The organism is Kitasatospora sp. NPDC086791 (genome assembly GCF_040685975.1).
Classification (GTDB): domain Bacteria; phylum Actinomycetota; class Actinomycetes; order Streptomycetales; family Streptomycetaceae; genus Kitasatospora.
In genome coordinates this window covers 624,089-647,324 of sequence record NZ_JBFBOC010000001.1, presented here as the reverse complement: position 1 = coordinate 647,324, position 23,236 = coordinate 624,089, and the positions used below count along the sequence as shown (strand labels likewise).

Below are 23,236 nucleotides of genomic sequence, written 5' to 3'. Positions count from 1 at the left end.
CCCATCAGGGTTGGCGCTGTCGGCGGATCGCCTCGTCGCGGGCCTTCTTGCGTGCTGCAGCAGGGTCGTCGGGCGTTGCACTGGGGGCAGGGTCGGCGGTGGCGGGAGCCTGGGCTTCGGCTGCCTTGCGGCGGCCGTAGGCAAGCCAGGCGTGCGCGTCTAGGCCGCTGCCGTCGTAGAAGGCGAGGAGCAGGGCGTCGGCGTTGTCGGGTGAGCGGCCGATGCGCTTCTTCGTGTCGGCCTTCGGTTCCACGACGATCCGGCCGGCGGCGTCGGTCGTGTACTTCGGCGCGGTGAGCTGGGAGACGAGCCGTTCCCTGTCGTCCGGGGCGAGTTCGGACAGGTCCCAGCCCCGGTCTTCGGACAGTTGGCGTCCGATCTGCCACCAGATCTGGGACCGCAGTCGGGCGAACTTGGCGGGCTCGCTGCTGGCTTCGGATACGTTGACGCCGATGATCTCGGCGTCGTGTTCGCCGCGGGCTCGGCGTTCCCGCAGGGTCCCGACGATGCCCCAGCCTATGCCGATCGAGTCGACCTTGACCTTGCTGGCCTTCGATTCGCGGATCGCTGCCACGATCGCGTTCACGGACTTGGTGGGGTCCTTCTCGCGGCTGCGCCACTCCCTACCGACCCGCATGCCGCGGCGTTCCCGGATGACGGTTTCGTCGCCGCCGGCACCGAGGTCGACGCCGAGTTCGACCGGGGCGAGGTCCGGGTACTTGAGGGGCGGCTCCGGGGGGAGTGCGCAGGCGCGGATCGCGGAGAGACGGACGACGCCGTCCTCGGCGTCCGAGGGGAACTCGCCGAGAACCTTGGAGATGTAGGTGGGGGACTGCTCGCCAAACTCGGCGCGCATGTCGGCTTCGTAGGCGTGCGAGACGAGCATCGGCTGCAGCTCGTCCGGTACCGCTTCCCCAGTGAAGTTCGGGGTGTCGAACGCCGAGATGCGGATGACGTTCCACCGCTCGGTGTTTGCGCAGACCCGAGCGAACTGGGAGCCGGGGTCGTCGGGGTTGCCGATTGCGAGGATGCGGCAATGCTGGCCGGTGGCGATGGCGTTCGCCGCTGTCCAGAACTGCTTGTTGATGCCGCAGGCCTCGTCGAGGATGACCAAAACGTACTTGGCGTGGATGCCCTGGAACGCGTGCGGGTTGTAGTCGCTCGGCTTACGGCCGAAGGCGATGAGTCTCTTGCCGAGCTTCCAGTCCGTCTCGTTGATCCGCCCGGGCAGCGGGGTGCCGCGTGCGGCAGCGGTGGAGAACGCCGCGTTGATCTCGGACCACAGAATGGCTTTGACCTGGTCGCCAGTCGGGGCAGTGGTCACGACCCGCGCTTCGCCGGCCGGATGGGTGTCCAGCCACCATGCGGTCAGCCGGGACGCCACGAACGACTTGCCGACGCCGTGGCAGCTCTGAACGGCGGTCAGCCGGTTGTCGCGTACGGAGGAGGCGATCTGGATTTGCTTCGACCACAGGTGTTCGCCGAGCTTCTCCCGCGCCCACAGGGCCGGGTCCGCAGCGTACTCGTCAACCCGGGCGTGCTGCGCCCCGTGCTCTTCGAGCTTTCGGGCGGCGAGAGCGAGGGGATCAGCCCGCACCCAGCACCTCCTCGCCGCTTACACGGAGCGCAGGTGGCGTGCCGCTACCGTCTTCGCTTCCGCCGCCTGAGCACCGGTGATGCCGAGGTGGGTGAGGACGGCGTCGATCGCGCCGAGGATGCGCTCCGCCTGGGCCTCGGAGATTGTGGCGAGACGTTCCTCGATGTTCAGCCTGGCGATCGAAGATAGGACGGCGTTGGCCCGGTCCATGGCCCGTTCGTAGAGCTGGACTTCGGCACGAAGCTGCTCGGCGCCGGCATGGCCTTCGTACCGGATCTCATCGCCAATGCGGTTCACAAGGACAGCGGTGGCGGCCTGCCAGGCGACGACCTGCCCGGCGAGCTGCATGAGGGCTGTGAGCGGGTCGTCGACAGGCTGGACGTCGAGTTCGGCGAGCACGGCCCTGACCTCCCGCTCGACGATGTCGTGGGCGGCCTTGACCTTCTGCCCGGGGGTCTTGCCGCCGTGCAGCTTGCACCTGCCGGTTCCGACGTGGCCGGTGCCCCAGCCGGCGGGGAGCCCGCAGTGTTCCGCGGACTCTTCCTGGCGGGTCTTGGCGCCGCAGACCGGGCCGTTGCCCCTGACCACGGTCAGACCTGCGCGCTCGGGGCCCCGGGCTGCGCCGCGCCCTTGACGTCGGCGGCAGCCTCGGCCGCGAGCGCCTCGGCGTCCTGGACGGCCTCGCTGCCGATGGCTTGGGCATCTGTCTTGATCTCGGCGACGACGGGGCCGGCGTCGATCGTCACCTGTCGGACGTCGGCGGCGGCTTCGGTGGCCAGGGTGGTCTCGTCACCGCGCAGGACGTCCCAGAGGTTGTGGGCGTCGTCGGCGAGGTGGTGGCCTTCGGCGCGGAGCTTCGCGGCGATGGCCTTGGCGGCGTCGGCGATGGACATGAGGGCTCCTTTGGGGCGGTCAGATGGCGGTGAGGCCGGGTACGAGCGGCTGGATGGTGTTGAGCCAGACGCGGGCCATCTGGAGGTAGCCGGCGTCGGTCGGGTGGACGCCGTCGATGGTCCACCGGCCGGGTGGCGGCGCGCTGCCGGGCTGGGTGGCGTCGACTTCCCACCGTGCCGTGGTGGTGTGGGTGTGGTCGGAGAGCACGACCCGGCCTGTCGACGTGCGGGCGTTCACGGCCTGCGTGATGACCGCGTTGGCCTGCTGCTCGTTGCTGAGGATGCCGGTGTTCTGCTGGCTGAGGGCGACGAGGGCGCAGGCGACTTTGACGGTGGGGCTGGACGCGAAGATCTGGTCGATGAGCGCACCGTAGGTGGTGGTGGTGAAGGCGCTGGTGAAGTTGTAGTCGTTCGTGCCGATGTTGATCAGCACCAGGTCGGGACTGTTCGCTGTCAGCGCGGCGCCGATGTTGGCCTTGAGGTCGGCGAGGTACCAGCCGCCGTGCGCGCACATCGACATGACCGGTTGTACTCGCTGCCGGGCGATGAGGTCGGCGAGCCAGCCGCGCCAGCCGAGGCCGTCGGTGGAACCGAACCCGACGGTGATGCTGTCACCCGCGGCCATGACTTTGACCTGGGTGGTGGGCGCGGGCAGGAGTTGATTGCGGAGCTGGTTCAGGTTGTCGCGGGTGTCGGTGGCGAACCTGGAGATCTGCTGCAACACCTCCAGCAGGTTGAACCTGCTCGCGGAGATGTCCCAGCCGCCGACCTGGCTGCTGTTTTCGACGAAGCCGCTGTCGGTGGCGCCGAATGCGCCGCTGGTTGCTGTGGCGGGGCTGTAGCCGATGGGGGCGGTCACCGGTGCGCTCCTTCGGGTGGGTCGGCGAGGGCGTGGGTGCGTGTCACCGTGGCCGTCTGTCGGGGATGAACTCGGCGGTGACGGGGGCGGTGACACGGTTGGTGGGCCGGGCTCGGCAGGTGGGGCCTTGATGCCACCAGCGTTGTTCGCCGAGCCAGGCGCGGGCGCCGCAGCGTGAGCAGGTGCCGGGGATTGGTGTCCAGGCGGCGGGGAGGGTGAAGGGGGCGTCGAGGGCGCGCTGCGGGCTGGCCGTCACGAATTGACCTCTGTGAGAGTGCGGGCGATCGCGATCCAGGAGTCCGCGAGGCGTTCGAGGCGCTCCATCAGCGGCAGGTTCGTTTCCAGCTCGGCGTGGAGAAGCAGCCGTGCGGCGTGGCCGAGGGCTGACTCGAAGGTGACGGGGGCCGCGGCCGGCACGGGCGTGGGGGTCTCTTCGGTGGCGATGTGCACCTCCCGGGTGTTGGGTGCTCGCGGCCTGGCGGGAAGCGGTGGTGCCAGGCCGCGAGCTGGGGCCCGCCGCCCTCAGGGCGGGCCGTCCCCGCCGGCCTGCTCGCGCGGGCGGCACACGGCGGGGAGCTGTGGGGGTCAGGCTGCTCGGCGGCCTTCGGGCAGGGCGGGCACCGGGCCGGGCCCGGCTTCGGACGCCGGCGGTAGCTCACGCAGGTCGTACCGGGTGCCGTTCGGCGTTTCGTGGCGGGTGATGCGGCCTTCGCTCGCCCAGCGCCAGATGGTGCCGACGGGCCGGCCGGTCCAGAGGCGGGCTTCCTTGGCGGTGACGAGTATGGGATTCACCTGGCGCACCGCCTTGCTGGAACGCGAAAGGGCCACCCCGTACTGGGGTGGCCCTTTCGACAGATGTTCTAGTTGATCAGATAGTCGCTTCGGTCCGACGAGTTGTCAAGCCGCGACCGGCAAGTCGATTCCCCGGAGTGTCGCACCGAGCTGAAGCCACTCGGACCGGCCCCACCGTGCCCCGCAGCCGCGGCACTTGATCTCCATTGCCCAGGGCGAGACCTTGAGGCGCTCACCGCAGGCCGGCCCGCCGTCCTCCGGTGCGGCCGGGCAGTACCCGACCGGCACCTTCGCTTCCCACTGGCCGGTGACTGTCGACTCGGCCTGGGCGTGGAGGCTGCCGATCAGGCGCAGGTCCGCGCCGATGTCCGTGTACTGCTCGCATGCCCACGGCAGGTTGTTGACCAGCATGGTGACGCATCCGGCGAGGCTGGACTCGTAGCCGCCGCGTTCGGGGAGCTGCGCCCAGTCGAGGTGGATGCGCCAGCGCTGCTCGATGCCGAGGAGGAGGGAGACGATGCCGCCGGGGCCGCGGAGGTCGAGCGGGGTGAGTGCGGCGCCGAGGCGAGCGGAGCTGGGGGAACCGGTGACGGGGCCCGCGTTGTCGGTGCGGGAACCAGGGACGAGTTTGTCGCCGAGTTGGCGGTAGAGGTGGGGCATGGCGCCGAGTTGGGTGGTGGCGCGGTCTTCGCAGACGTAGCAGGCGTGGCGGTGGAGCTCGTCGCTGCGCAGGAGGCGGGGGCAGTGGGCGCACCGGGTGTCGGGGGCGTCATCGGTGAGGGTGGGCATGCTGGTCCTCCCGGGCGGCGGGGTGATCAGACCAGTGTGGCACCAATCCGGAATCTGTCACCCCGCTGCTGTGGGTGGCCTCGGCCGGGGAGTGGCTCAGCGGCCCCGTTGCTCCTGAATGACCAGCAACTCGAACCGGAGACGGTAGATCTCCTTGACGAGTTCACGAACGTCGAAACGGCTGAAGCTGGCGTCGCCGGGGCTGCCTCATCATCTCCTGCGCGTGCCCGCCCCGGGTGGCACGGGGCGGGCACCTACGGCTACTTCGTCCAGGGCCAGTCCGCGTTCCGGCCGGCGTCCAGCAGCGGTATCAGGGCGAACGCCGAGTCTGTCAGCCCCCCCAGTGCGTGCCGGTTCCCCGAACCCGAGGCCATGGCACCGGCCTTGTAGCCGGCCATGTTCCACATGTACACGGGGACGCTCCTGGGGATCAGGTCGTCGATCGCGGTCTCCCGAGCCCCGCCGTAGGCGAGCATGTTGGACGGCAGGTAGCCGGGCTGGGTCTGCTCGTCGGTGACGATCAGCACGCGGTCGTGGCCGCGGTAGTGCTTGGCGACCGCAGAGGGAATGTCCGTGCCGCCGTCCTGTCCGAACGCCTCCATGAGCCGCAGCACACTTCCGCCTCGCGGCACCGGGATCTGGCGGCTGGAACCGCCGAACTCGACCAGCGTCGGATCGGCGGCGCGGAGTGCGAGTGCGGAGCCGAACAGCGCGGCCTGCTCGGCGAGCGGGATGTCGGAGGTGTTAGCCGTCGAGTAGTGGTAGCCGGGGAACATGGACGGCGACCGGTCGACGAGGATCAGGGTCCGCCCGGGCAGGACGGGCACGTTGGCCAGCGATGCCGTCAGCGCCTTCTCCAGCGCGTGGCCCCAGCGCAGCGACGTGACGTGCTTGTGGGCGGCCCAGAACCGGAACGGGAACTGGCGGGACCGGGCGACTTCGGCCGGGTCGGCGAGGCGGGCGGCGACCTGCTCTGCGACCTCGTCGGACACGCCGGCCTGGTCGAAGTTCCGGAGGTTGCGAAGCAGCGCCATGTACCCCATCGAGGGGATCACCGACTCCCACTCGGCAGCCCCGAGCGGCCCCTGCAGCCAGCCCGCGAGGGACTCCCAGGTCATGCCTGCGTCCTTCAGCGCCAGCTGCGCCCCGGACGTCTTCAGGTAAGCGCGGCGTTCCTCGGCAAGGATTGTGTCGAGGAACGCGCGGGCGTGGAGAGTGCCCAGCGCCTCCGGGATGGGATTGTCGCGGTTGTGTCGGCGGTCGATGGCGTGCTTGAACAGGTCGCCTTGCCACGCCGCCTTCGGGCTCGGGTGGGTGAGTTCGAGGACGTCACCGAAGCGGAAGCCTTTCGACGGGCTGTCGTACTTGAGGAGTGCCCGCTCGGTGTACAGCTGCCCGACGGCGTCTTCGATGCCGCGCTTGACGGGCTTCGGGATGTTCCGGCCGAACCGGCTCGTCCAGTAGGCGAGGAGCTCGCCGGGTTCGTCGGCGCGCTGCAGGACGGAGGCGACGACGGCCCGGTTGGTGGAGGTGCTGTACGACAGGGCGTCGCCCTCCCACCGGCCGGCCCGGTCGTGGGTCTCGTGCTGGCGCGGCGTGCGGCTGCCGGCTGCGGCGAGGCGGGCGTGCACGTACTCGACGGCGCCGACGAGGGACGCGGTGCGCAGGTTGCCTTCGGTACGCAGCCAGCGCAGGAGAGCGGCGGTCCAGTCGGGGTCTTCGACGGCGAGCTTGCGCACGAGCTGGCGGTAGCGGTCGTCACGGTCGTCGGCCTTCTCGTAGAAGGTGTCGGTGCCGACGGTGTTGGCGACGGCGAGGAGGAAGAGCTCGCTGCGGTCGTCACGGAGGTGACCGGTGGCGCCCTCGGCGGTGCGGGCCGCGGCGCCGGTGGTGGTCACGGGCGACGTCGCCGCGGGCCGTGCGTTGCGGGTGTTGAACCTGGACATGAAGAAACCCCTCACTGTGGAGGGGAGGCTTCAGCAGCGGGGTGCCCGAGATCGAGGGCGGATACGGCGACAAGGCGTCCTGGGCCGCTAGACGACACCAGCCTTGCGGCTGGCGACGGGATTCGAACCCGCGTCTCCCTCTTGACAGGAGAAGTAGCCGTGTCCTGCGCACCGGGCACCCCGGATGCTGTGCCTCCCGAGATCAATGCGGACCGCGGCGTGATTCATTGCGAAGAAGTAGCCGCGGCCCTGCGCACCGGGAGGTGCATGAAGTTGTTGCGCTGATCGTACTCCGAATGTCAGACCTGTCACCCTGTTTGTAAGACGGGCCGGATGAGGTGTCAGTCTGCCTGTGCTGCGGGCACGGAGAACTGCCTGACCGTCCCGACCTTCTCCGCCACGACGCCGTGCTGCACCCATACCTCCAGGGCGCGGCGGACGGTGTCCAGGCTGCTGAACGGGCCACGCTCGCCGAGGTCCTTTTTGGTGGCGTAGCCCTGCTCCGAGCACAGCTGCAGGAAGACCTTGTACAGGCCGGGCCACTCGCCGTCGACGGGCTTCCCGTCCGGGTAGAGCAGCTGCGGCTTGGCGGGCTGTTCCGTCTTGGTCAGGTCGGCTCGCTGGCCCTGCGGGGCGAAGCGGCCAATCGGCTGCGCCGGCGTGTGGCTGTGGAGGTGCGCGACGTCCGCGGCGATGTCCTTGTCGGACACGTACTCGACACGGATCCGGGCCGGCATAACGCCGGTAGGCATCTCGGGGCAAGCCAGGAAGATCTCGCCAGGTCGGCGAAGCTTCGCCGGGTCCAAGCCGAGCGCCTGGTACCGCTTCCCGAACACGAACTGGGCGTGGTCCGGGTCGGCCACCAGGGTGGAGATCCGGTTGACGTAGTTCCCGCGGGCATCGGTCCGGCCGCCGAAGACCGTCGACGACGGCTGCTGAGTTGCCGAAACGAACTGCATGCCCAGGAACCGAAGTAGTGCGAGGGCCGATTCGTACAGCTTCGTGATGGGCGGCTCGGCGGGGAGACCGTCCGGTTCAAGCTTCCGCGCTTCGGCTTCTTCCTTGCGGAGTTCCTCGTCCTGCCGGACCAGCTCGCCGAGTTCGTCACAGATCAGGAAGATCGCGGTGCCGTGTCCGCGCTTCTGCGGGTCAGGGTGGTTCGGGTCGCCGGGGATCCACTTGCGCACGGCGGGCCCGCCGCGGGCGAGGGATTGCCTCGACAGGATCTCCAGGTGGGCGCCGCGGCGCTCGCCTTCGGCCAGGAGGTCTTTGAGGAGTTCGCGTGCTTCTTCCGGGGTGCGGGCGAGGCGCTTCAGGAGTGGCGCCCAGGGGCCGAGCTCGGGGGCACCGGGCTTGAGGTCGATGCCGTAGATCTCGACGTGCTGCTTCTTGAGGAGCTTCTTGATGATGAGGTTGGCGACGCCGGACTTTCCCCAGTCGCTGGCGCCGGCGATGAGGGTGTGGCGGTACAGCGTCGTCAGGTAGATGGGCTGCCCGTATTCGTCCCAGCCGAGGCGGATGGGGTCGGCGACGTTCGTGGAGTCGTCAGCGGCGTAGGGGATGACGTCGTCGTGAAACGGGCCGCCGGGCACGCGAATCGTCGACTGGTCCTCCTCGTTGGCGGTGTTGCTGTTTGCGGCGGCCTTGATGGCGGCCTGGCCCTTGTCCATCTGGACCTGCACATCAACGCTGGCATTGGCGTTGGCCGTGGCGTTCGACTTCGAGGGCAGCTCCTTGTGCCCCTTGCGGTGCTTGATGAGCCACGGCACCCACACGGTGTACGCGGCGCCTGTGGTGACCGCGGCCGCGGTGAGGGAAATCCCGCCGGGGCCGGCGCCGACGGCGGTGGCGACGTCGGCGAACGTCATGGTGATACCGGCGCCGGCATGCATGAGCTTGTCGTTCTTCTCCTTCACCCCGCAGGCGGCGATCCCCGCCCCGGCGATGGCCAGGCCCGCGTAGGCGGCGACCCCCCAGCCTCCGACGCCGGCGAGGTTCTGCCACCAGCCGAGGCCGGTGACGGTGCCGACGACCGCGGTGGGGACGAGTTCGACCCGGTAGCGGACGACGAGAGCGCCGACCCGGTTGGCGACGGTGATGCAGCCCTCGAAGAAGCGGCGGGAGAGGGGCGGCTTGGCCGGGGCGGGCAGGTAGACGGAGTCCTGGGGCTGGGTGGTAGCCGGTGACGACGCCGGAGAATCCTTCGGCTGCGGAGTCGCGACCTGCGGAAACGTCTCAAGTTCCGTCGTCGTCGTCGGGATCGTCGTCGTGGTCGTCGCGGGCCCGGAGCGTTGGGGGCGGGGGAGGAACGGGAGGACGTTGTCGGCCTCGGCGGGCGTGTATTGCTGGGCCACGGAGGCCTCCTCAGGGTTCGGCGCAGTGGGGAAGGGTGGTTGAGCTGAGGGCAGGTGGCGTGCGCCCAGCCGGGCTGGGCGCCGCCATCAGACCGTCAGGTCGTCGGAGGCCGGCTCGTCAGCCGTCATCTTCTGCAGCCACTGCTCCTGGGCCGTCACGAGCCGGCTGTACGCGGTGGTCTGCTTGAGGTTCAGGTCCGTCATTGCCCGCTTCAGGTCGACCGCGTCGTAGCCGTCGGACGCCATGAGTTCCAGGAGCCTGTCCACTTCAGCCTGGATTCGGTTCTGGCGGCTGGTGCCTTCCGTTGCTGGCTTCGACTTCGGGTTCGTCCGGCCTGCCGCTTCGGGCTGCTTCGGCTTCGACGCGACCGCCCGCTCCCGAAGTGCTTCGGTTTCGGCTTCGAGCCTCGCCCGCTGCTGCGCCGCACGGAGCGCTTCGGCTTCGGCCCTAGCGGTGCGCCGGGCCGCCTCCTCGGTGAGGGCCAGCCGCTTCAGTTCCGCTTCGGTTTCGGCCTGCCGTTGCTCGGCGAGGAGCCGCATCCGCTTCACTTCGGCTTCGGCTTCGGCGGCGAGGCGCCGCTGCGCCCGGGCGGAGAGCTCGTCTTCGGTTTCGGCTTCGGCCAGGCGCCGGGCGCTCGTGATCCCGGCGAGCTTCGCTTCGGTTTCGGCTTCGGAAACGCGGCGCGCTTCGGCTTCGGCACGCCGCTTCGCATCCTCGGCCCGAAGTGCTTCGGCTTCGGCTTCCGCGTTTCGGCGAGCTTCGGCGGCACGTGCCGCTTCGGCCTGCCGGGCCGCTTCGGCTTCGGTTTCGGGAAGTGCCAGCGCTTCCAGAACCGAAACCCCGAAGCGGGCCATCGCGAACGGAAGGAGCTCATCGGCGTTGGCCTTCCACCGCCACAGCCGGCCGTACTCCTTCCGAAGCTTCGCGGCGTACACCCGAAGTTCGCGCCGGAGCTCGATGACCCGAAGGTAGGAGGGGATCTGCCAGACCCGCTGCAGGCGCCAGATGAGGAACGTCTCGATGGGCGACAGGAACCAGCGCTGCCAGGGCGGCGATTCGATGTGCCGTTCGGCAACGATGTCGGCGAGCCGGCCGATGGCGTGCCGCGCGGCCTCGACGACGATCACGAAGAGGGCGGGGATGGCGGCGTGCATGCCGACGGCGAGGTTGTCGCCCCAGGCGGCTGCGGCGTTGAAGGCGATGGTGGCGCCGGTAAGGCCCCAGGCGGCCTGGCGAAGCATGGGGTAGGGGATGCGGAGCCAGGTGAGGACGAGGTCGAGGGCGAGGAGGACACCGATGCCGGCGTCGATGCCGATGGGGAACCAGTTGGCGAAGTCGCCGAAGTTCTTGTCCTTGGCGAGCTTGGCGACGGCCTGGTAGGAGCCGGCGAAGCCGATACCGGCGATGGTGACGCACCCTGCGGCGACGGCGCCGATGAGGCCCTTCTGGGTGTTGTTCAGGACGAGTCGGGGTGCCTCGGCCGGGGCGGCCGGCTGGTCGGTGGTGGCGGTCACGGCTGGGCTCCTTTGCGGGGTCAGGGGGTGGGTGGCTGGGTGGGGGTGATGGCGTGGGCTGTGGTGGTGAGGGCCCAGAGGATGGCGGTGGCGGCCATGCGGGTGGCGTGGGCTGCGCCGAGGAGTAGGGCTGCGGCGGTTCCCCGTAGTTGGCGGTGGTGGCCGTCGAGGAGCGCCGGGAGGTTGAGGCGGAGGGCGACGGCGGCGAGGGCGAGGATCGCGTAGTGGGCGACGGCGGCTAGGAGGATGGTGGTGACCGCCGTCCCGGGGGTCTGGGTGGCGGCCAGGCCGGCGAGGGCGAGGCTGACGGTGGTGAGGGCGTGCTGTTCGGCTGGGGCGGCGGTGCGGGCCATGGTGGGCTCCGAAGTCGGTTACGGATGCTCTGAACGGATCTTGGCGGCCAACTCGAGGCAGCTCCGCGCCCAAATGCGGCACTGATCGGCGCGCTCCGAATCACCGTCTTGGTCAAACCGAGAGGCTTGGTCCTGACGTTCGGCGGCGGCTGCCTCGTAGGTCTCTGCCAGGAACGCTTTGTCGTGGGTCGTGAAGGACGCCATGGTGGGCTACGGGGTGGTCAGGGCGTAGATGGTGGTGGCGGCGAGGGCCAGAGCCATGAGGACGAGTCCGGTGAGGATGGCGATGCGGAGGAGCTCGTCGCGGGAGTCGTCCTGGGGCTTGGCGAGGAAACGGAGGTAGTCGTTCACGGGGGTCTCCGGGGTGGTGTCAGCGGGAGCGGCGGGAGGTCGAGGCGACGAGCGCGGCGAGGAAGGCAATCGCGGCGAGGTGGGCCGTACGGAGGGCCTTGTCGTCGGCCGGGGGCTTGATGAGGAAGCGCAGGTAGTCGTTCACGGGGCGGCTACAGGGTCGTGACGACGAGGTCGTTGACGTCGCCGGGGATGTTGAAGTTCCTCTTGATCGCGGCGATGAGACTGCCGAGATCCATCGGCCGCTTGAGCGGGAGTTCCCCGTCGGCGCATCCGGTGGTCGTGTGCAGGGTGAACTTGATCCGCCCGGCGGGGACGACGGCGGCGAGACCGTGGTGGCGGCTGGAGTAGGTGGGCATGTGGCGAGACTCCCTGGGTGGGCGGAGCGGTGGCGGTGGGGTTCAGGCTGCGGCGGTGCGCAGCAGGGTGTGGACGTCGTGCTGGGTGGTGCCGGGCTGGTCGTTCCACGTGTCGACGTGGACGCGGTGGCCCGCGAAGCCGAGGGCGTTGCCGATCAGGAGACGGGCCTGCCAGGCGGTCGCCGCGCTGCCGTAGCCGGCGGCGAGGACGTGGATGTGGGCGCCGAGGATGCAGACGCGGCCGTCGTCGTCCCACAGCCGGTGCTGGGTCCAGCCGTGCTGGCGGATGTAGCGGTCCATGAGCTGCAGGTGCTGGCGGGCGGTGGTGTGGGCGACGGGGCGTCGGCGGAGGAGCCGGTCGGTGAGGGTGTGGGTGGGGGTGGGCGCGTCGTGCCACCACGGCTGGGCGGGCTCAGGGGTGGGTCTGGCTGGCGTCGTCGAGGGCTCGGCGATGGCTTTGCGGAGGCGGAGACGCCAGGCTGGCGTGGGTGTGACGGCGGCGAGGTAGGCCTCGATCTCGCGGACCAGGAGGGGGCCGTACAGGTCCGGGTCGAAGTCGAGCGCGGCGGTGGCCATGTACGGCCTCCCTTCAGGCTGGTGGACGGTCAGGGGATGCGAGCGGTCAGACTGCGGTGCAGCTCTTGGCGTGCGCCTCGGCCGTCTGCTTCGCACCCCGCTCGCCGCTGGGGACGATGAGCGGCTTCTTGGCGCCGCAGCCGGGGCAGGTCCACTCGTAGAACGTGCTGTCGCAGTCCCAGCCCTCGCGGACCTCGATGGTCCGGCCGCTGGCGGTGCGGTAGCGGGCGACGACCCTCTTGGGCTCCCGGTAGGCGCCGATGCGGTAGCTCATGTGGTTCTCTCCTTGTGTGCTGTGCGGTGATGGGGGGTCAGGCGGCGAGGGCGGCGACGGTAGCCGGGTAGGCGCGCCCCACGCGGGCGGCATGGGCCCGGTACTCGGGGGAGGCCTGGAACTTCTGCCAGGCGAGGTCCGAGGCCTGCCTGCCCATGCCGCGTTCGATCTCCAAGTCGCGCTGCAGGTCGTAGAGGTCCTGGTCCTGGTGCGTCCACTGCTTCTCCAGCGTCAGCGGACCAAGCTGCTTCCACAGGCCCCAGCTGGTGGTGTTGCCGCCGCGAACAAGCCACTGCCCGGTGAGCGGGCCGACCATGGAGCGGCGGTCGAACACGAAGGCGCCGTGGAGGGGGCGGCTGATCCGGCCCGCGTTCACGAGGTCCTCGCCGAGCGCGGGCAGCGCCGTGTAGTAGGGGGCGCCCTTCTGGACGGTCCGCGCCCACTCGTCGTGCTCCTCGCGGACCTTCCGCATCGCACGGTCGCCGGTCAGATGGTCATCGAAGCCACGGATCAGGGCACGCAGGCCCATAATGGGGTCTCCTGTCTACTCAGCTGGGTGGACGAAGGGGCCCGGGGCGGCCGGCGAGTTTGGCGACGAGACGGCCGCCCCGGGGGTGAGCTAGGACTGGTGGTTGATGCTGATGTCGGCGGGAAGCTGCAGGCCGGCCGAGAACTCCTGGACGACCGCGGCGCGGATCTCCTCGGCGGTGGGCTGGCCGTAGACGTTGGCGGTCCCGGTGAAGTGCCGGTCGCCGGTGAGGGTGCTGAGAGTGAGGTCGTAGGCGACGGGCTCGCCGGGGTGCTGCGGCATGGTGCTCTCCTCTCGATGACTGGGGTCTGGTCAGAACCAGTGCCACACCGAGTTGGTGCGGCCGGCCTCCGCTGCCGCTGCGCCGAGCTCGTAGCAGGCGGCCTGCCACTGGCGGTCGGCGAGCGGCGCGAGGGTCTTGAATGCCTCGCCCATACGGCGGGCCTGCTCGGGCTGTACGTCGTACGAGTCGCTGCTGCGGTTGAACAGAGGCTGGATGGCCTCCCACTCGCGGCGGGGCGCGATCCGGAGGAGATGCTCTCCAAGCGCAACGTGGGAGCTGTAGGAGCGGGCCCCGCCGGTCTGGTTGTGGTCCCAAGACCAGACCATCAGGCTGCCTGCTCGCGGTTGACGTGGACGTATCCGTGGGCGCCGAACTCCTTCTGGGCGAACGCCCGCAGCGTGTCGTCGCTGATCTCGCCGTAGGTGCTGGCGGAGTTGAGCACCGCAGCGTCCGTCTCGGGGTCGCGGTGGATGAGGTCGGCGCGCTGGCCGAAGAGCTTGCCGATGCCGGTCATGTCGGCTTCCTTTCAGGCGGGTTGAACGTCAGCGGGTCTGCTCGATGTGCTGGTCGGCCAGGCCCTCGACCCTGTCGACGGCGGCCTTGAAGGTGCTGACTTCGGCTCGGACACGGGGGGAGCTGAAACCGCAGTCGCAGGTGACCTGGTAGTCAGCCGAGGTGAGGTCCGGCAGGGCGTGTCCACGGACGACGGCGATGTGACTGCCGGAGCCGTAAGCCCGGAACACAGAGACGATGTTGGTGAGGTCCGGCAGGTCGGCCGGCCAGTGCCGACGGTCCAGCTCGTGACGCAGGCTCATGACGTGTCCTTTCAGGCCGCAGCCGGGTAGCGCACACCCGCACCGAGCCGGTACTCCAGCTCGGTCGCGCGGGCCTCCGCGGTGAAGTCGAGGTCATCGAGCACCGCATCGACTGCGGCCTGCACCTCGGCCGGCGACGCGTCGAGGCGGAGCCGGCCCGCGGCCCGCTCGATGCTGGCGATGCCGTCGTAGCGCTCCTGCATGGTCATCAGGTGGTCCTCCAATCGGGGGCGATCTCCCAGGTGGCGGTGTAGCCGTTGGCCTGGGCGGTGGCGATGCGCTGGTCACGCTCGGCCTCGCCGTAGGCGCTGATCCCGGACGCGGCCGGAGAGACGCCAGCACTGGCGAGGGACTTGCCGATCGGGTCGAGGTAGGCGGACCCGTCGGGGTTGAACACCCGGACGATGTAGACGGTGCGGTCACTCACCGGAGTCCTCCTCGTCGCCCTCCAGCAGGAGGTCGAGGTACGGGGTCCCGTCCGCCGCCGTCATCAGGCACAGCAGCTCGACGAGGTCTCGGCAGTCCGGGTCGCCCAAGGGGCGCGGAACGATGTCGCCGGCGGCCATCAGACGATGTCCAGCGGCGTCCGGGTCCGGCTCGCACGCTCCGACTTGAGGCACCGCAGCAAGTCCTGCTGCGCCACCAGCTCGTCGGCGATGGACTTCCGTTCGGCCGGGTCGCCGACGGCGGCACCGAACGCGGCGGCGGTCTCCGCGATCTGGCTCTCCAGCAGGGCGATCTGCTCGTCGACGTTCACTGCGGCTCCTTCTCGGTCGGGTCGATCGGCTTACGCGGCCGCGGGATCCTCGGGATCGCCGGCCGGTTGTCCCAGTCGCTCACTTCGCCGGCTGCGGGTTCGGCAGCGGCGGCAGCGGGTCGTGGCCGTAGCCACCGTTCGCCGAGTGGTCACCGCCACCGTCTCCGTTGGCGAACGCACGGTCGGGCGTGGGCATGGGGTCCTCCTTCGTGTGGCGCTGACCGATGTCCGGCGCGCCGTAGGCGGGGGTAGGGCGGGAAGGCTGCGGGCCAGGCTCGACAGGGTCAAGGCCGTCCCACAGGTGGTCGGTGGTGCCGGCCATCACGCGGCGTCCGCCAGGTCGTACAGGGCCTGGATCTTGGCGGCGACGACAGAGCGGGGGATGCGGATCGCGCCGCCCCGGCCGGCCTGACCGCGGGACCACTGCTTGCCGTGGCGGATCGCTTCGAGCTCTCCTTCGTGCACCCACCTGTAGATGGTGGGGACGCTGACCCGGAGCGCCCTGGCGGTCTCCTTGACGGTCAGTACCGGCGGACTCTCGGGCAGCATGCTGAAGCCCTCCTTCCGAGGGGTTCTCGTTGGCTGATACCTCAACTGTAGTGGTGTTCTTGAAAGGTTGCAAGGTTCTCATGCTGGCTGCTGGCTACCGCCTGGCCAACCTGGTGGCTTAACTTGATATGCAGCAAGGTGTTCGAAAGTGCAGGCGAGGGGAGGTGCGGTGACCGCGGAAGGTGAAGAGCTCGATGCCTCGGAGGCTTATCTGAAGCCGCCGAAGGCGGGCTCGGCTGACCCCTGGACGACGCAGGCGAAGACAGCTGGTGGAGTGCCCGGCCAGCGCTTGATCTCCGCTGGCGTTGTTCCAGCGCCAGCGCGAGTCGCAAGTGCCCTGGGGCTCACGGCTGGCCAGCCGGTGGTCTCCCGCACCCGACTCGTTCTGCTGAATGACAGGGCTGTCGAGGTGGTGGTCTCGTATTTTCCCGTCGAGATTGCGGGCGCCACCGCCCTCGCCGAGCGCCGTCGGATCAGGGGTGGGCATGTCGCACTGCTGGCCGACCTCGGCTTCAGGACAGCCTCGGCACCTGAGGAGGTCAGGGCTCGGCCCATTTCGAGCGAGGAGCTGGAGATCCTGGATGCGTCCGCAGAGGACTGGGTCTTCGACGTCTTCCGGACTGTCTTCGACCAGGCCGGCACCGCGTTCGAAGTCACGCAGATGACCATGCTCGCCCGCGAGCGAACCCTCCACTACACCGTTCAGATCGGTTGACCATGGCAGACCAAGAATCCAATACCCCCAAGCAGAAGCTCACTTACGAGCCCTGGGCACAGCACGAGCTCATGGCTAGCTACCTGCGCGAAGGGATCCTGAACGGGGACTTCCCTCCAGGCTCCAAGCTGCCGTCTACCCGGCTGATGCAAGAGAAGTTCGGCGCTGCACCGCAGACGATCAAGAACGCGAACGACTTGCTCGCGAAGGAGGGCCTGGCGGTGAGCCATCGCGGTAGTGGCATCATCGTTCGCCCTCACCAGCAGCAGACCCTGGTCCCCGCTGAAACAAAGGCGCCGGCTGAGCCTGGACAGTCCTACAGCTGGATCGCAGTTGCTGAGCGGAAAGGTAGGACGGCGGCAAGCGAGCTGTTGTCTGTCGAAGTCGTAGTCCCCCCTGCAGACGTTCGCCAGGCACTTGGTCTGAGCACCGACGGGACCGCGGCGGAGCGGGTGCAGGTTCTCTCACTGGATGGGGAGCCGGCCGAGTTGGTGCGGTCGTACTACCCGCTGGACCTGGCGGAGGGTACTCCCCTGCTGCAGAAGAAGAAGATCAAGGGTGGGACGCCGCGGCTGCTTGCCGACATGGGCCACCTTCCGGAGCGCTGCGTAGACAGGGTCTCCGCTCGAATGCCTACCCTTGATCAGTTCCTCGTGCTGAAAATGCCCACGCGGGAGCCCATCCTGCGGACCCTGCGGACGGTTTATGACCAGAGCGGCAAGGTGATCGAGGTGACGGTCATGGCCAAGGCGGGCAACGACTATGAGCTCCAGTACGAGTTCTAGCGCGCAGGCACCCGTCGAGGCCCGCACGCCTCGACGATCGGAGTGCGGAAACCCCGTATCGGCTCAGGCGATATCGGCTACTCTCCTTCGGGGGGAGGGTCTGCCGAAAGATGGGGGTCGCCTGTGCCCGGACGCTGGGAGCTCTACCGATCGCCGATGGGGGCCGACGTCGTACGTCGGGAGATCGACAAGTGCAAGCTGAAGCGCTTCGAGATCGCAAAGCTCCAGGCGATCATGGAGCGCGCCGCCACAGGCACGCTCCGCCCTCCCGATGTCAAGCATCTCGGTGATGGCCTGCTGGAACTGCGCTTCGAAGGGGAGAAGCGGATCTTCCGTCTCTTCTACTCCGAGGTCGACGACCAGGGGCCTGTCCTGCTCGCGCTCAAGTTCATCAACAAGAAGTCCACGCAGGGCATCGCCACGCAGCCCGGCGACATCGACTCGGCACGCAAGCGGCTGACGGAGTGGTCCAGACGCAAGCGCCCGTGACCGGAGTAAGGGCCCGCCGTTGATGGAATATCTGGCTTAGGCGATACTCGGAGCATCTTCAAGGGGAGAGAGCACCATGGATGAGCACTTGGCATCACTACTCGGCATCGACCCGGACGACCCGGACGCGAAGCGCGCTCATGAGGACGCGGAAGCCCTGATGCAGCTCATCCAGACCCTCGTGGCTCACCGCAAGTCCGCGAAGCTCACCCAGAAGGCCGTCGCTGCCGACATGGAGACGACACAGTCCGCGGTGTCCGAGTTCGAGCGGCAGGGCGGGGACCCCCGCCTTTCAACGATCATGAGATATGCGCGGGCCGTCGGACTGAAGATCTACGTCAAGGCGCACACAGACCAAGAGGTCGCCCAGCCCTCCAGCAGCTGGACACAGGTCGCCGAGACAGAAGAGCGCGTCCCAAGCTCGCCTGGCCGCCGGAAGGCAGCATGACAGACAGCACCGCACGGAAGATCACAACCGTCGACGAGCTGCTCGCTGTTGCGCAGCTGAACCGCATCCAGTACTTCGAGGTGAGTGGGCGTCGCTTCGACGGCTTCGAGCCCCCCAGTGACGGGCTGCCCGACGAGGGGTTGGCGCAGGTTCGGCTGATGCAGCTCTTCGACGGCAAGGTCATTGCCGCACGAGCGCGCGCCGAGGTGCACGCCGAGGAGGGCGCCCTGGTCGCGGACGTGGCCGCGTTCTTTCACGCCTCCGAGGAACTCAGCGTCACGCCGGATGTCCTTGCCGGCTTCGTCAAGCGCGTCGCCTCGCCCATCATCCGCCCATACCTTCGCGAGGCCATTCACGGCACCGCCATGAAGCTGGGCATGGCCGAGGTGCCCCTCCTTGCGCCACTGGATCATGCAGGCGACGAGGTTCCCAGCCCGGATTCGGCGGGCTGAATCGATTCACCAGCCTTCGCACACAGCTGCGCCCCGCCCGGTGGGATCCGGTGCGGGGCGCAGCCGTGTGTTCAGCGAACGTGGTTGATGAACGCCTTCGACCCGTCACGCAGGTCGATCGTGGCGCCGTGGCCGACGGCCGGCGGGTTCGGCTGGGATGAGTAGCGCTCGACGGCGGCAATCTCGCCCGGGTCGGCGGCCAGCAGGGCGGCAATGAGCCCGCGCTCGACGCCGCCCAAGCTGTCCATCTCTGCATCCTCAGGCTTGCCGTACCCGGCCGGCTTCTCTCCCAGCCGCGGCTCCGGGTCCGGGTGGTCGCCCCACTTCTCGCCCGGCGCGCTCATGAGGACGACCTGCCAGTTGGTGGTCCGGCCGCCGGCCTCGACGACGACACCGTACGGGTGCCGGGTATTGCCGGTGTCAGCGAAGGACTTCACGGCCGCGCCCGGCAGGGTTGCTGCGGCGTCGAGGAGGAGCTGCTGAAAACGGGCAGGGCGCATGAGTGAACGTTCCTTCGATCTTGGAGTGCGCTTCCAACGCTACATCTGTGCGCGTGGACGCCGATGAAGGCGCAGCTTGACCATACAGAGAGCATTGCTACATATCAAGAAACCCTGTATGGTTCGACTTATGCCCCACCATCTGAGCGGCATCAGCTGCACTGTGCACCGGAAGTACCTCCTGACATGCGAGAACTACGACAGCCTCTGGGAGCGATCTGGAGGCGCGTGTGAGGTCTGCGGGACGCCGGGCAACCTCGTAATCGACCACGACCACCGGTACGGTCGCGCCGCCGTACGAGGCCTGCTTTGCAACCGGTGCAACCAGACCCTCGGGGCCCTGGATCGGTTGATGCCGTTCCCGGCGGTGAGGCACCACAACCCCAGCCACTCGTTTCGCGAGTACTACGAGCGTGCTTGGTTTGTTGGGAATACCCACGAAAGGCAGGCCGGGAGGAAGGTTCACCGGAGGTCCGCCGATATCTGGCAGGACCTCGTCTACTACCGGAGGGCGGCGGCAGCCCTCCTGAACAGCAAGCCCACCGATCTTCTCCTGCCCCTGAGTAGCCCGCGCGAGACAGCCGAGGCACTCCGGAAGCACATGAGCCCTCAGGGCTTCGCGATTCTCGTACGGCTTCTCGTCAAGATGCGCGAGACCCCGAAGCGGGACAGGCAGTAGGGCAACTACGCAAACGGCCCCGCCGAAGCGAGGCCGTTCCAACCACCGTGCGCGCCCTCTGGCCTGGTAACCGAAGCGCGCACCGATCGAAGGAATCCATCATGGCATCCTCCATCGCCGTTCCCAAGCCCGCCCCGGCCGCTCTGGCCGGTCTCCTTCCCGACGACGCCCCGCACCCGCTGCGTTTCCAGCGCTTCGGCGCTGGCGTGATCGCCGCGTACTCGCCGGCGCAGATCAAGCGCAGCGATGCCTGGTCCGTCTTGACCGACCTGTTCGGTGACCTCTTCGACGTGACCCCGGCGGTGGCCCGATGATCGCCGTCACCGTCGCGCGTCCCACCGAGAGCCTGGCCATCGCCCGCATGCCCTTGATCGAGCGCGGGAGCGCGGGTGCCTACTGGCTGGCCCTCCGCGCGAAGAGCGTGGGTGACGCCCACGGGGCGCTGCTGTTCGCGAAGCGCTACCTGCGTGCGCTGGCCAACGGCAACGTAGGGGAGGCGCTGTGACCGCCACCGCCACGGCCCCGCGTATCACCGCGGGGCTGATCAACGTGACCCTCCCCGACGACGGTCCGGCGATGCGTGCGACGTGGATCGCGTCGGACCAGGTTGTCGTCGGCTTCGACCCGCGGTTCCTGACCGCCGAGCTGGTCGTCATGGTCCTGCAGTCGGTGCACGGCGACGCCATCAGCTTCGTCGAGGGGGTGCCGCGGTGAGGCTGCTCAAGGCCCGTCACGAGAGCCAGTCCGGTGCCGCGTCGCAGATCGCTGCGACTGCCGAGGACGCCCGCGTTCTCGGCTGGGAGAACGTCGAGACGCACTACGAGCCGCTGACCGGCTACCACACCGTGACCGGTGTCCTGCCGGCGACGACGGCGCAGCGGACGATCGACCGCAGCCTCGGCCGCTGACCTTCCCTGTGGGCCGCCCCGCCGCGGGCGGCCCCCCTTTCGCTCCCCTTCACCCGCCGCGCCCACAGCACAGGCACTCCTTCCCGGAGCACACGTGAACTACGGACGGATCCGCCGCGGCCCCATGGCCGCCGACGCGTTCACCCAGATTCGCAACGCCCTCTTCCGCGACACCCACCTGTCCTTCCGTGACAAGGGTGTGTTCGGGCTCATCTCCACCCACCGCGACGGCTTCGGTGTCAGTGCCGAGTCGATCGCTGCGATGTCGCCGACTGACGGTCTTACCGCGGTGAAGACGTCGCTGCGGAACCTGGAGAAGCGTGGCTATCTCCAGCGCACGCGGCAGCGGAACGCGAACGGCACTCTCGGTGGTGCCGTGTACTACATCACCGACCAGCCGGAGGCGTTCGAGGAGGCTCAGGAGCTGGAAAGTGCCAGCTCAGAGCCTGCGGTGGCTCAGCCACCGTTGGCTCAGCCTACGTTGGGCGGGCCTACGTTGGCTGAACCAGCGGTGGTTTCGCCTACGTTGGCTGAACTGCCGCATAAGAACACCAATTCCAAGCACACCAGTCGGAAGAAGACCACCTCCCCCTCCCGTCCCTGTGCGCAGCCGGCACCTGCGCCGGTTGCTAGGCCGGTCGAGAGGGAGGAGGAGGCGGGTCGTAGCCCCGAACTCAACCGCGCGGTCCTCTTCCTGCAGCGGCTGCCCGCTCCGTGGACCATCGGCCCGAAGGACGCCCAGCGGATCGCCCCCGCGCTCCTCGGGACGGCCGCACGGCTCGGCTGGTCCCTGGACGACGACCTTGCCGACCAGCTGTGCACCAACCCGGACGGGATCAACAGCTACGCCGCGGTCCTGGAGAGGGACCGGATCCCGAACCTGATCCCGCACCAGGCAGTCCACGGCCGGCGCGGCAACCTCCCGCCGGTGTGTGGCAGCTGCCTCGACGACAACCCGCACGCGGCCCACAACCCCCGCTGGCGCACCCGCAACGGCCAGGCCTGCCCCGACTGCCACCCCGCCGCCCGTGCGGCCTGAATCTCCAGGAGCCCCCGTGGCCATGTACCTCGTAGAACCGCCGCACGACGACCACGAGCCCGACTCGGACGTCATCCCCGACGGCGGCCCCGACAACATGTGGGCCGAGCAGGCCGCCCTCGCTGGCATGCTCTTCGACCGTGACACGGTTGGAGAGGTCTGTTCCATCCTCAAGCCGCGCGACTACATGCGGCCCGCCCACGAGCTCATCCACTCCGCGATCGTCCGCCTGTTCTCCCGTGGTGAACCCACCGACCCGATTGCCGTCGGTGCCGAGCTTGCTCGAACCGGTGACCTCCAGCGCGCCGGCGGGGCCCCGTACCTTCACGCGCTGCTGCAGAGGGCGTCGCAGGATCCCGCCTACTGCGCGGGCATCGTCCAGGAACAGGCCGTGCTGCGCCGCCTGGTTGCCGCGGGCGTCCGCATCACCGGGATGGGCCGCGCCGGCGAGGGCAACGTTCGGGAGATCGTCGACGCCGCGCAGAAGGAGCTGTTTGCGGTCGCCGACGAGCACGCCGAAGAGGACATGCTGTGCGTCGCCGACACGATGGAGGCGCACCTCGACGATATTGAGGCCCGCAAGGCGAACCAGGGCAAGCTCGTCGGCGTTCCGACGGGCTACGCCGACCTCGACGCGCTGACCGGGGGCCTGCGCGGCGGCCAGATGATCGTGGTGGCGGCCCGGCCGGCGATGGGGAAGTCGACCCTCGCCCTCGACTTCGCCCGCTCCGCCGCGATCCAGCACGGCCTGCCGACCGTCATCTTCAGCCTGGAGATGAGCCGTGGCGAGATCCACGACCGTCTGCTGTCCGCCGAGGCGAAGGTGTTGCTCGACCGGATCCGCTCCGGAAACCTGACCGACGACGACTGGATGCGGGTCGCCCGGCGGATGGACGACGTCCGGAACGCCCCGCTGTACATCGACGCTTCGCCCCAGCTCACCGGCATGGACGTCCGGACGAAGGCTCGCCGGCTGGCCCAGAAGTGCAAGCTGGGTCTGGTCATCATCGACTACTTGCAGCTCATGCAGTCCGGTGGCGCAAAGGCCGAGAACCGGCAGCTCGAAGTCTCGGAGATCTCCCGCGGCGCGAAGACGCTCGCCAAGGAACTCGACGTGCCGGTGGTCGCGCTGTCGCAGCTGAACCGCGGACCGGAGCAGCGGCAGGACAAGCGGCCGGTGGTGTCGGACCTGCGCGAGTCCGGGTCGATCGAGCAGGACGCGGACATGGTCATTTTGTTGCACCGGGAGGACGCGTACGAGAAGGAGTCCCCGCGGGCCGGCGAGGCCGACCTGATCGTCGGGAAGCACCGCAACGGGCCGACGGCGACGATCACGGTGGCCAGCCAGCTGCACTACTCCCGGTTCGTAGACATGGCCCCCGAAGGTGCCTGATTTTGTAGGGTCTCTCGCTCCGCGTCGGAATCTCACCGCGATGTCGGATCGGAAGTCGGATACGACACCGGTCGTGAGACAGCCCCGGTTACAGGCTCGACAGGCGCCATCGAACGAGGTGAGCCACCGAACAACCGACACGGACGTGAGACTCCAGCGTCCGACACGTCGTGAGACTGCTGACAAAGCTGCAGGTCATGAGGCCGCCGTCCGACACAAGCGGCGAGACCCTACACC

Annotated in this window: 39 protein-coding genes; 12 read left to right on the top strand and 27 right to left on the bottom strand. The window is 68.9% G+C overall.

Annotated elements, in window-relative coordinates:
* Positions 1-4: 4 nt before the first annotated feature.
* From AB0Q99_RS02920 to AB0Q99_RS02795, 26 genes are all read right to left on the bottom strand, one after another.
* Complete coding sequence (locus AB0Q99_RS02920) at positions 5-1,597, bottom strand: hypothetical protein (protein ID WP_363567790.1); 1,593 nt, start codon at positions 1,595-1,597, stop codon at positions 5-7.
* A gap of 18 nt (positions 1,598-1,615) precedes the next feature.
* Positions 1,616-2,185 (bottom strand): hypothetical protein, encoded by a 570-nt coding sequence (locus tag AB0Q99_RS02915; RefSeq protein WP_363567788.1) that lies wholly within the window; start codon positions 2,183-2,185, stop codon positions 1,616-1,618.
* 2 nt (positions 2,186-2,187) lie between these two features.
* Positions 2,188-2,490 (bottom strand): hypothetical protein, encoded by a 303-nt coding sequence (locus tag AB0Q99_RS02910; protein WP_363567786.1) that lies wholly within the window; start codon positions 2,488-2,490, stop codon positions 2,188-2,190.
* 19 nt (positions 2,491-2,509) lie between these two features.
* Positions 2,510-3,349 carry a GDSL-type esterase/lipase family protein gene (locus tag AB0Q99_RS02905; protein WP_363567784.1) on the bottom strand — a complete coding sequence of 280 codons (840 nt, stop codon included), beginning with the start codon at positions 3,347-3,349 and terminating at the stop codon, positions 2,510-2,512.
* Between the two features lie 252 nt (positions 3,350-3,601).
* Positions 3,602-3,799 carry a hypothetical protein gene (locus AB0Q99_RS02900; protein ID WP_363567783.1) on the bottom strand — a complete coding sequence of 66 codons (198 nt, stop codon included), beginning with the start codon at positions 3,797-3,799 and terminating at the stop codon, positions 3,602-3,604.
* Positions 3,800-3,934: 135 nt separating this feature from the next.
* Positions 3,935-4,177, bottom strand: a complete 243-nt coding sequence (locus AB0Q99_RS02895; RefSeq protein WP_363567781.1) for a DNA-binding protein — start codon at positions 4,175-4,177, stop codon at positions 3,935-3,937.
* 69 nt (positions 4,178-4,246) lie between these two features.
* Complete coding sequence (locus AB0Q99_RS02890) at positions 4,247-4,930, bottom strand: hypothetical protein (RefSeq protein ID WP_363567779.1); 684 nt, start codon at positions 4,928-4,930, stop codon at positions 4,247-4,249.
* A gap of 260 nt (positions 4,931-5,190) precedes the next feature.
* Positions 5,191-6,876, bottom strand: coding sequence for a TROVE domain-containing protein (locus AB0Q99_RS02885; protein ID WP_363567777.1), 1,686 nt, complete (start codon positions 6,874-6,876; stop codon positions 5,191-5,193).
* 341 nt (positions 6,877-7,217) lie between these two features.
* The gene (locus AB0Q99_RS02880) at positions 7,218-9,230 is read right to left on the bottom strand and encodes an FtsK/SpoIIIE domain-containing protein (protein WP_363567775.1); all 2,013 of its coding nucleotides are present in this window, start codon (positions 9,228-9,230) and stop codon (positions 7,218-7,220) included.
* Positions 9,231-9,317: 87 nt separating this feature from the next.
* On the bottom strand, positions 9,318-10,691 hold the full coding sequence (locus AB0Q99_RS02875; RefSeq protein ID WP_363568205.1) for a DUF2637 domain-containing protein: 1,374 nt from the start codon (positions 10,689-10,691) through the stop codon (positions 9,318-9,320).
* A 74-nt stretch (positions 10,692-10,765) separates the two neighbouring features.
* On the bottom strand, positions 10,766-11,098 hold the full coding sequence (locus AB0Q99_RS02870) for a hypothetical protein (protein ID WP_363567774.1): 333 nt from the start codon (positions 11,096-11,098) through the stop codon (positions 10,766-10,768).
* A gap of 210 nt (positions 11,099-11,308) precedes the next feature.
* A complete protein-coding gene (locus AB0Q99_RS02865) occupies positions 11,309-11,449 on the bottom strand; it encodes a hypothetical protein (RefSeq protein WP_363567772.1) in 141 nt (46 codons plus the stop codon).
* Between the two features lie 19 nt (positions 11,450-11,468).
* A complete protein-coding gene (locus AB0Q99_RS02860; RefSeq protein ID WP_363567770.1) occupies positions 11,469-11,594 on the bottom strand; it encodes a hypothetical protein in 126 nt (41 codons plus the stop codon).
* 7 nt (positions 11,595-11,601) lie between these two features.
* Entirely contained in the window at positions 11,602-11,808 is a 207-nt protein-coding gene (locus tag AB0Q99_RS02855; RefSeq protein ID WP_363567768.1) for a hypothetical protein, read from the bottom strand.
* Positions 11,809-11,850: 42 nt separating this feature from the next.
* Positions 11,851-12,384, bottom strand: coding sequence for a hypothetical protein (locus AB0Q99_RS02850; RefSeq protein WP_363567767.1), 534 nt, complete (start codon positions 12,382-12,384; stop codon positions 11,851-11,853).
* A gap of 46 nt (positions 12,385-12,430) precedes the next feature.
* Entirely contained in the window at positions 12,431-12,658 is a 228-nt protein-coding gene (locus AB0Q99_RS02845; protein WP_363567765.1) for a hypothetical protein, read from the bottom strand.
* 37 nt (positions 12,659-12,695) lie between these two features.
* A complete protein-coding gene (locus AB0Q99_RS02840; RefSeq protein ID WP_363567763.1) occupies positions 12,696-13,187 on the bottom strand; it encodes a hypothetical protein in 492 nt (163 codons plus the stop codon).
* 90 nt (positions 13,188-13,277) lie between these two features.
* Entirely contained in the window at positions 13,278-13,469 is a 192-nt protein-coding gene (locus AB0Q99_RS02835) for a hypothetical protein (protein WP_363567761.1), read from the bottom strand.
* Positions 13,470-13,499: 30 nt separating this feature from the next.
* On the bottom strand, positions 13,500-13,796 hold the full coding sequence (locus tag AB0Q99_RS02830; RefSeq protein ID WP_363567759.1) for a hypothetical protein: 297 nt from the start codon (positions 13,794-13,796) through the stop codon (positions 13,500-13,502).
* Positions 13,796-13,984 carry a hypothetical protein gene (locus tag AB0Q99_RS02825; RefSeq protein ID WP_363567758.1) on the bottom strand — a complete coding sequence of 63 codons (189 nt, stop codon included), beginning with the start codon at positions 13,982-13,984 and terminating at the stop codon, positions 13,796-13,798. The genes AB0Q99_RS02830 and AB0Q99_RS02825 overlap by 1 nt, the downstream gene beginning before the upstream one ends.
* A 28-nt stretch (positions 13,985-14,012) precedes the next feature.
* Positions 14,013-14,285: a hypothetical protein gene (locus AB0Q99_RS02820; RefSeq protein ID WP_363567756.1), complete on the bottom strand. Its 273-nt coding sequence runs from the start codon at positions 14,283-14,285 to the stop codon at positions 14,013-14,015.
* Positions 14,286-14,296: 11 nt separating this feature from the next.
* On the bottom strand, positions 14,297-14,494 hold the full coding sequence (locus tag AB0Q99_RS02815) for a hypothetical protein (protein ID WP_363567755.1): 198 nt from the start codon (positions 14,492-14,494) through the stop codon (positions 14,297-14,299).
* Positions 14,494-14,712, bottom strand: coding sequence for a hypothetical protein (locus AB0Q99_RS02810; protein ID WP_363567753.1), 219 nt, complete (start codon positions 14,710-14,712; stop codon positions 14,494-14,496). Before AB0Q99_RS02810 ends, AB0Q99_RS02815 begins: the two co-directional genes overlap by 1 nt.
* Positions 14,705-14,851 carry a hypothetical protein gene (locus tag AB0Q99_RS02805; RefSeq protein ID WP_360251546.1) on the bottom strand — a complete coding sequence of 49 codons (147 nt, stop codon included), beginning with the start codon at positions 14,849-14,851 and terminating at the stop codon, positions 14,705-14,707. Before AB0Q99_RS02805 ends, AB0Q99_RS02810 begins: the two co-directional genes overlap by 8 nt.
* Entirely contained in the window at positions 14,851-15,042 is a 192-nt protein-coding gene (locus AB0Q99_RS02800) for a hypothetical protein (protein WP_363567751.1), read from the bottom strand. Before AB0Q99_RS02800 ends, AB0Q99_RS02805 begins: the two co-directional genes overlap by 1 nt.
* 321 nt (positions 15,043-15,363) lie before the next feature.
* Positions 15,364-15,591, bottom strand: a complete 228-nt coding sequence (locus AB0Q99_RS02795; protein WP_363567749.1) for a helix-turn-helix domain-containing protein — start codon at positions 15,589-15,591, stop codon at positions 15,364-15,366.
* A 169-nt stretch (positions 15,592-15,760) separates the two neighbouring features.
* Here AB0Q99_RS02795 and AB0Q99_RS02790 point away from each other — a divergent pair, with 169 nt between their 5' ends.
* From AB0Q99_RS02790 to AB0Q99_RS02770, 5 genes are all read left to right on the top strand, one after another.
* A complete protein-coding gene (locus tag AB0Q99_RS02790; RefSeq protein WP_363567747.1) occupies positions 15,761-16,306 on the top strand; it encodes a UTRA domain-containing protein in 546 nt (181 codons plus the stop codon).
* 2 nt (positions 16,307-16,308) lie between these two features.
* Positions 16,309-17,091 (top strand): GntR family transcriptional regulator, encoded by a 783-nt coding sequence (locus AB0Q99_RS02785; protein WP_363567745.1) that lies wholly within the window; start codon positions 16,309-16,311, stop codon positions 17,089-17,091.
* Between the two features lie 156 nt (positions 17,092-17,247).
* On the top strand, positions 17,248-17,580 hold the full coding sequence (locus AB0Q99_RS02780) for a type II toxin-antitoxin system RelE/ParE family toxin (protein WP_363567743.1): 333 nt from the start codon (positions 17,248-17,250) through the stop codon (positions 17,578-17,580).
* A 76-nt stretch (positions 17,581-17,656) separates the two neighbouring features.
* Positions 17,657-18,028, top strand: a complete 372-nt coding sequence (locus tag AB0Q99_RS02775; protein WP_363567741.1) for a helix-turn-helix transcriptional regulator — start codon at positions 17,657-17,659, stop codon at positions 18,026-18,028.
* A complete protein-coding gene (locus tag AB0Q99_RS02770) occupies positions 18,025-18,480 on the top strand; it encodes a hypothetical protein (RefSeq protein WP_363567739.1) in 456 nt (151 codons plus the stop codon). Before AB0Q99_RS02775 ends, AB0Q99_RS02770 begins: the two co-directional genes overlap by 4 nt.
* A gap of 71 nt (positions 18,481-18,551) precedes the next feature.
* Here AB0Q99_RS02770 and AB0Q99_RS02765 read toward each other — a convergent pair whose 3' ends face one another.
* Complete coding sequence (locus AB0Q99_RS02765) at positions 18,552-18,980, bottom strand: hypothetical protein (protein WP_363567737.1); 429 nt, start codon at positions 18,978-18,980, stop codon at positions 18,552-18,554.
* Between the two features lie 130 nt (positions 18,981-19,110).
* On the opposite strand from AB0Q99_RS02765, the gene AB0Q99_RS02760 reads away from it, so the two are divergent.
* The 7 genes from AB0Q99_RS02760 (at position 19,111) to dnaB (ending at position 22,999) form a co-directional block, all read left to right on the top strand.
* Positions 19,111-19,659 carry an endonuclease domain-containing protein gene (locus AB0Q99_RS02760; protein WP_363567735.1) on the top strand — a complete coding sequence of 183 codons (549 nt, stop codon included), beginning with the start codon at positions 19,111-19,113 and terminating at the stop codon, positions 19,657-19,659.
* A gap of 101 nt (positions 19,660-19,760) precedes the next feature.
* Positions 19,761-19,973 carry a hypothetical protein gene (locus AB0Q99_RS02755; protein WP_363567733.1) on the top strand — a complete coding sequence of 71 codons (213 nt, stop codon included), beginning with the start codon at positions 19,761-19,763 and terminating at the stop codon, positions 19,971-19,973.
* The gene (locus tag AB0Q99_RS02750) at positions 19,970-20,164 is read left to right on the top strand and encodes a hypothetical protein (protein ID WP_363567731.1); all 195 of its coding nucleotides are present in this window, start codon (positions 19,970-19,972) and stop codon (positions 20,162-20,164) included. The genes AB0Q99_RS02755 and AB0Q99_RS02750 overlap by 4 nt, the downstream gene beginning before the upstream one ends.
* Positions 20,161-20,373 carry a hypothetical protein gene (locus AB0Q99_RS02745; protein WP_363567730.1) on the top strand — a complete coding sequence of 71 codons (213 nt, stop codon included), beginning with the start codon at positions 20,161-20,163 and terminating at the stop codon, positions 20,371-20,373. Before AB0Q99_RS02750 ends, AB0Q99_RS02745 begins: the two co-directional genes overlap by 4 nt.
* Positions 20,370-20,567 carry a hypothetical protein gene (locus AB0Q99_RS02740; protein ID WP_363567728.1) on the top strand — a complete coding sequence of 66 codons (198 nt, stop codon included), beginning with the start codon at positions 20,370-20,372 and terminating at the stop codon, positions 20,565-20,567. The genes AB0Q99_RS02745 and AB0Q99_RS02740 overlap by 4 nt, the downstream gene beginning before the upstream one ends.
* A 94-nt stretch (positions 20,568-20,661) precedes the next feature.
* Entirely contained in the window at positions 20,662-21,606 is a 945-nt protein-coding gene (locus AB0Q99_RS02735) for a hypothetical protein (protein ID WP_363567726.1), read from the top strand.
* 97 nt (positions 21,607-21,703) lie between these two features.
* Complete coding sequence (gene dnaB / locus AB0Q99_RS02730; protein WP_363568203.1) at positions 21,704-22,999, top strand: replicative DNA helicase; 1,296 nt, start codon at positions 21,704-21,706, stop codon at positions 22,997-22,999.
* Positions 23,000-23,236: the final 237 nt, after the last annotated feature.